Annotated in this window: 7 protein-coding genes and 2 pseudogenes; 4 read left to right on the forward strand and 5 right to left on the reverse strand. The window is 38.1% G+C overall.

The genetic code is table 11. The features are described 5' to 3' along the window. Positions 1 to 4: 4 nt before the first annotated feature. The 5 genes and pseudogenes from FTV34_RS16040 to FTV34_RS16060 form a co-directional block, all read right to left on the reverse strand. Positions 5 to 421, reverse strand: a complete 417-nt coding sequence (locus FTV34_RS16040; RefSeq protein WP_257226178.1) for a hypothetical protein — start codon at positions 419 to 421, stop codon at positions 5 to 7. Positions 422 to 502: 81 nt separating this feature from the next. Beyond that, positions 503 to 1,948, reverse strand: coding sequence for a DNA cytosine methyltransferase (locus FTV34_RS16045; protein WP_163146745.1), 1,446 nt, complete (start codon positions 1,946 to 1,948; stop codon positions 503 to 505). 139 nt (positions 1,949 to 2,087) lie between these two features. Beyond that, positions 2,088 to 2,231 (reverse strand): annotated as a pseudogene (locus FTV34_RS16050) (helix-turn-helix domain-containing protein); the annotation flags it as partial. Positions 2,232 to 2,392: 161 nt separating this feature from the next. Continuing rightward, positions 2,393 to 3,217 carry an ImmA/IrrE family metallo-endopeptidase gene (locus FTV34_RS16055; protein ID WP_163146744.1) on the reverse strand — a complete coding sequence of 275 codons (825 nt, stop codon included), beginning with the start codon at positions 3,215 to 3,217 and terminating at the stop codon, positions 2,393 to 2,395. Between the two features lie 32 nt (positions 3,218 to 3,249). Continuing rightward, positions 3,250 to 3,579, reverse strand: coding sequence for a helix-turn-helix domain-containing protein (locus tag FTV34_RS16060; protein ID WP_087662598.1), 330 nt, complete (start codon positions 3,577 to 3,579; stop codon positions 3,250 to 3,252). Positions 3,580 to 3,719: 140 nt separating this feature from the next. Here FTV34_RS16060 and FTV34_RS16065 point away from each other — a divergent pair, with 140 nt between their 5' ends. From FTV34_RS16065 to FTV34_RS16080, 4 genes and pseudogenes are all read left to right on the forward strand, one after another. After that, positions 3,720 to 3,899 (forward strand): hypothetical protein, encoded by a 180-nt coding sequence (locus FTV34_RS16065; RefSeq protein WP_016651005.1) that lies wholly within the window; start codon positions 3,720 to 3,722, stop codon positions 3,897 to 3,899. 67 nt (positions 3,900 to 3,966) lie between these two features. After that, a complete protein-coding gene (locus FTV34_RS16070; RefSeq protein WP_163146743.1) occupies positions 3,967 to 4,176 on the forward strand; it encodes a hypothetical protein in 210 nt (69 codons plus the stop codon). A 23-nt stretch (positions 4,177 to 4,199) separates the two neighbouring features. Then, complete coding sequence (locus tag FTV34_RS16075; protein WP_163146742.1) at positions 4,200 to 4,763, forward strand: hypothetical protein; 564 nt, start codon at positions 4,200 to 4,202, stop codon at positions 4,761 to 4,763. 550 nt (positions 4,764 to 5,313) lie between these two features. Further along, positions 5,314 to 5,506: pseudogene (locus FTV34_RS16080) on the forward strand (hypothetical protein); the annotation flags it as partial.

Genomic DNA, 5,506 nt, shown 5'->3' on the forward strand with positions numbered 1-5,506 from the left:
CCCATCATCTTGTATGGGCAAAGCCGTTGTCTGCCGCCAATCCTAGGATCATGCCTCCTTTCTGGCTGGCAGAGAGTGCACGTTCTTCTGGTGTCGGTGGTTTCATGATCTTGCTTGGGGCAAGCGAGCAGCCACGGAGGAATCCGGAAAGTCTTATTTCCGGATATTTGGGATAGAGAATAATTTGGGAACCTGTGGCTTCTTCAGTTTCACCTTCCGGTGTGATCCAGAACAGTTTGAGAGGTGCCTTGAATATCGGACCCTTGCTGGATTCTCCATCTGCGCGGATCTCTCCCAGTGGAAAATCCTGAAGAACTTCAAAATTTCCCCCAAAATAGATTTGCTGTTTGGAATTGTCATTATTGGAAAGCGGTTTGAGCAGGATCCGGGTTGCCCCTAGGGCCTGCATTGTCTGTGACATCTGCCTGATAGTCGCCATATACGATCCGGTCATTGTTCTTCTGACCGGATCGTACCTCTATTTGAGTGATTTTTATAGCTTTTACGCAGAAATCTTGTCTTTTTTATGCTCCTGAATTTTTGCTGCCCGTAGAATGTAAGGTTCCAGCAACCTTGCAACGGCAGTGAAGACGGGTACGACAACCGAGTTACCGAACTGCTTGTAGGCCTGTGTATCCGAAACTGGAATACGGAAGAAGTCGTCTCCATCCAGTTTTTGGAAGCCCATCAGTCTGGCACATTCCCGTGGTGTCAGACGACGCGGACGGTTCTTCTGGTTATCAGGATCATCAAAATCTTCTTCTCCCCGCTGCATATCCCAGCCGCGGTCAATCAGGATTTCCGAACCGTCTTTATGATAACGGGCCGAAAGGGTTCTGGCCACGCTACCAGGATTTTTCGGATCTACCAGACCAAAGCCAAAACCGTTACCTTTAGCCTGATGTTTCTTGGCATAGTTGTAAAGATACTTCCAGAGATTTTCAGTCAATATGTATTTGTCTTCTACTTCCTTTTCTAACACGTCCTGTATGGTCGGACGGACTTCAGGGAAGAGTTTACTGATATTTTTCAGGGAAAAGTCGCCCTTGATATCCAGGCTGCGTTTGAAGCCTACCAGTACAATACGCTCACGGTGCTGGGGAAGGAAGTTCTTGCCGTCAATGATTTTTGGATCATTCGGACCACTCGCGTCAGCATCTGCAACATCATAGCCCAGCTCGTCCAGCGTCTTCATGATGATACGGAAGGTATTTCCCTTGTCATGGCTTTTCAGGTTCTTTACATTCTCGAGTACGAAAATAGCTGGCTGTTTTGCTGCAATAATACGTGCCACATCAAAAAACAGTGTTCCTTGTGCTTCACATTCAAAACCATGTGCCTTGCCGAGGGAGTTCTTTTTTGAAACACCTGCCAGAGAGAACGGCTGGCATGGGAAACCGGCCAGTAGTACCTCATGATCCGGAATTTCGTTATCAATATGTTCATAAGCTTCATTGATGTCTATATCCGGATCTTCAGTCAGCGTAACCTGTCTGATATCTTCGTTGAATTTATGATGTTGAGGATCACAGTACCAGTTGGCCTTGTAGGTCCGGATGGCTTCCTTGTTCCATTCGCTGGTAAAAACGCATTGTCCCCCTATTTCCTCAAATCCCTTCCTAATCCCGCCAATCCCGGCAAACAGATCAATAAAACGGAATTTATAGTCCGGATGGTGTGCTGGTGGCTTCGGTAGCATCTTTTGCTGAAGCATCTCCACTTCGCCCTCACTGAGTGCCCGTGGTGCACTCTTTCCATTGAGCCATTTATTCAGCGTTTCACGGGTCCAGTCATACTGTCCAACCCTGCGAAGTATTTCAGCAACAGTTTTCTGGTCGTATGACTCCAAGACCTGATTGACCAGCATTTTGTGCTCTTCAATTTTCTGTTTTTCCTGGGTTAGGTACTTTTCATGCAGGTCATCGGCTTGGGAGAGAAACTCTTTCATCTATAAATCTATATTTGGGTATTTTGAGTGATACTTTATCACTCATTTGACCCAGATATAAGCTAAAACATTCATTGTTGCTCATAAAACATCCATTAAAAAGCTGATAGGGGAAAAGCAGCCCTGAATGTAGGTCCAACTGGGCCTTGAGCTTTGTATTTTGCAGTAAACGTCTGATCTGACGTTTTGAAATATGAAGTAACTGAGCAGACTAGGTTTGAGGTATGCGTTGATCGCAGATTTCCTGCAAGATTGACAATCTTTTAAGTTCTTTATCTGGCATGACGCTAACATATAAAATCGTCTGCTTCGACAATCGCAAAAGCACATATTCTAAAAGTGAACATTTTTACTTTGGAGAAATCAGACATTTCTATTTTGGGCTTACAAACCAACTTCGCGTAAGAGATTTTATGTTAAATAAGAAACTGTATATTTAATATACTATTTGAATGAAGGGGGTTCCCATGTATCACTAAACTCATCTTCAATCTCTTCATATAAAGTATTTGTTGTGATTACTGTGAGAGTTTTTTCATAAGATCCCAATGTGATACTTTCCTCAATTGCTTTAATACGATGATTTGTATCAATCCATTCATTAAGAAAAATTTCTTTTTTTGATAGCTCAGTTGAAATTATATTTTTATTTGGTAAGACTTTGTTTTTTATATAAATACACTTTCCAAACTTACGTAGTTCCTTAGTATCGAAAACAGCATCTACTTTACCATTTGAACTGATAATTAATAGCGCAGGTGCTTCAGTAAGTTCAATATATCGTATAGCTGTAGAGGTTAAGGACGTATTGAAAATACTAGCTAAAGACTTAATTGCTTCTAAGCCGTCATTGTATTTATACATTTCCTTTTCAAAAAGAAATTTAGGCATTAGTAAGCAGGTAGAAAAATAGTCTGCTTCTCTTTCATAGGGATCTTTACTGCTCGAACCTGCACTTGAAAAATGAGTACCATTTTTATTAAAGATATTTTCAGGATGTTCAGGTAAAAAATAATGCCCAAATTCATGGGCAATACTGAATCGTTGATATGGAATATTATTGATAGAAGAAGCATAGTAGATTAGGAAATCATTGCCATTCCTAATAAGCGCTCCAGAAATACCATGACTCTTTTGAGATTGAGTTTGTATATCAATCCCTAGTTCTTCACCTAATTTAAAAAGATCTATTTCATAATCGATTAAATCGTAATCCTGTCTAATCTGAGTAGCTGCTTTTTCAATATATTGTTTGGTGTTATTAGACATTATCTTATTCAATGTACTAAGAAATAAATAGTTTATTTATTTCTTAGTGACTCTGCAAATCGTCGAATAGTTTCTCTATCACTATCTGTTAAGTTTTGAAGATCTCTAAATAGAGTGTCCGTATTAGTTCCTTCAAAACTATCTACTCGTCCTAGTAAGTAATCTGTAGATACTTCTAGCGCTATTCCTAATTTTCTCAAATTATCAAAAGATGGTTTTCTTGACCCAGCTTCCAAATGTGAAATTGAGGTAGAAGGAATTTTAGATTTTTCAGCTAATTGAGCTTGAGTTAGTTTACGTAACTCTCTTATCGCTTTAAGCCGTTCAGGAAACACGTAGGTTTCATTAGATTCTGTATTCATAATTCTATTCTACTGATTATATTTTTGTATTTCTATAATAATTCGAAATAGAGAAATTTTGTTGACGAATTCGACAAGTAGTGTTAATAATATTTGTGACAACATTTAGTTGTCGAATTCGACAATATTAGGAGCGAAATATGTCTTTAAAGCCAGGACAGAATACAGGCCGTGATGGTGGGATTTATCGAGAGCAAGGTCCTAGAGGTGGGTTGAGAGATAACTACTCAACTATTCCAGATCGAACTATTGCCCCCCCGACATCAAAGCCAAATTCAAGCTGGGTTCGTGTTGAACGTACGCCAGATAGTAAGCGATGAGCTGTGAAAGACTGTTAAGTACGCTTGGCAGTCTTTTTAATAATTTCATATTAACGAAGGCACTGAGATGACTGATCAAACAATAAATATTTTATGTTCTTGCGGAAGCGATAAGTTTGAGATTCCTAGTAATCCTAAAGCTTCAGATACGATTACTTGTGCTAAATGTGGAGCACAAGAAAAGTATGGAATATTGCAGAAAGAAATAGCTTCTAAAGTTAAAAAACAAGTTGAAGCTAATTTTAAAAAAATGTTGAGAAGAGCGGGTTTTAAATAAGCTAATTGTTGATAGGAGGTCCTGTGTTTCCACCGAAAGAATATATAAAAAAATCTTTTAAACAAGGGGTTGCAATAACTATCCTTTTAGGAGTGATCCCTCTTTTATTAGCTTTATGTCAAGATATTTGGGGAGTCATTTTTCATAAAAGTCATGATCTATCTAACTTTAACGAAATGATGAAGAGCCTTATACCTTCCCATGATAATTATGTCCATATTCTTATTTGGCTTTCGGGAATTTACTGTCTACCTTTATTAATGTTAGTTGTAGCAGAAAGAGAATTAGAAAGGAAAATACCAATACCGAGTTGGATAAAGAATTTTATTCTTAATTTTGAATATGCATTATCAGCTATTTTTAGTGTGATGTTTGTTGCATCAGCTATTTTCTTTACTACAGGTTTTTTCTTCTGTTTTACCAGTTTCGGTGTCTCTTATGGCATTGGATTTGTTGTTATTGGAATAATTCTATTTACTCTCACTATGTATGCACTAGCAGCGATGCTAGAGCTTAAAGACCTATTCGTGAAAAATGATTCCGATTCAGAGAAAAACCTAGATTCTGATAATGAGAAGGAAAGTTAATTTAATACCTATAGTTTTCCTTTTAATAATAAAAAACCCCAGCATCCTGCCGGGGTTTCTCATATTGGGTTGCTAGGTATGACTCCTGTCTTAACTCACGCTCCTGGTGCGATCTTTCTTATTCTTGTTGTTTGGAACATCCTGTTCTCTATGACTTCATCATAGGAAAATTCACCTATCCTGGATAGCCGCAAAGGGCCGAGTTTTATGTGAGCCAAAGCGTACAAAATAGCCTAAATTTCATCCACAGCAATTGGGGATAGTTTTCGCCCTGGAAGAGCTGAGAACATTGGGAAAATGCCAAAATTGAGCATTTTTTAGACGATTTTATTGGCGAAAGATTACAAATCTGCTTAAAAAACACACGAGTTGTTAAAACGTGTATTTTTTGATCTTGAAGGTTGTGTGTTTTTTGTCTTAAACCTTTGATAAATAATATTATTTAAAATCGCATTTCGTATAACGCCCATTATGTTAAATAGAATCAAAAAACCTCCAATAAAATCGTTATAGTATTATTATTTATTGAGTAGATAAGAGAATTAAATTAGTGAAATATTCAAATGAAAAAATAGTAAAAGCTCTCTTACTTTCTCCTTTACCACTACTTTTTTTCACAGCAGTCCTGTTTATCGTAATGAATCAGGAATACAGCCTATACTCGATTTTAGTGGTTCTTGTAGGGCACGGTCTTGTCTACTTGGCTTATTGTATTTTGACTGTACCTTTCAGCTTCATATTCT

Source organism: Acinetobacter sp. YH16038 (genome assembly GCF_013417275.1).
Lineage (GTDB): Bacteria > Pseudomonadota > Gammaproteobacteria > Pseudomonadales > Moraxellaceae > Acinetobacter.

What these genes read in the sequence shown, in the direction of transcription:
- FTV34_RS16065 (WP_016651005.1), top strand. Translation starts at nt 3,720, where the DNA reads ATGTCTTTAAAGCCAGGACAGAATACAGGCCGTGATGGTGGGATTTAT.
- FTV34_RS16045 (WP_163146745.1), bottom strand. Translation starts at nt 1,948, where the DNA reads ATGAAAGAGTTTCTCTCCCAAGCCGATGACCTGCATGAAAAGTACCTA.
- FTV34_RS16055 (WP_163146744.1), bottom strand. Translation starts at nt 3,217, where the DNA reads ATGTCTAATAACACCAAACAATATATTGAAAAAGCAGCTACTCAGATT.
- FTV34_RS16070 (WP_163146743.1), top strand. Translation starts at nt 3,967, where the DNA reads ATGACTGATCAAACAATAAATATTTTATGTTCTTGCGGAAGCGATAAG.
- FTV34_RS16040 (WP_257226178.1), bottom strand. Translation starts at nt 421, where the DNA reads ATGTCACAGACAATGCAGGCCCTAGGGGCAACCCGGATCCTGCTCAAA.
- FTV34_RS16060 (WP_087662598.1), bottom strand. Translation starts at nt 3,579, where the DNA reads ATGAATACAGAATCTAATGAAACCTACGTGTTTCCTGAACGGCTTAAA.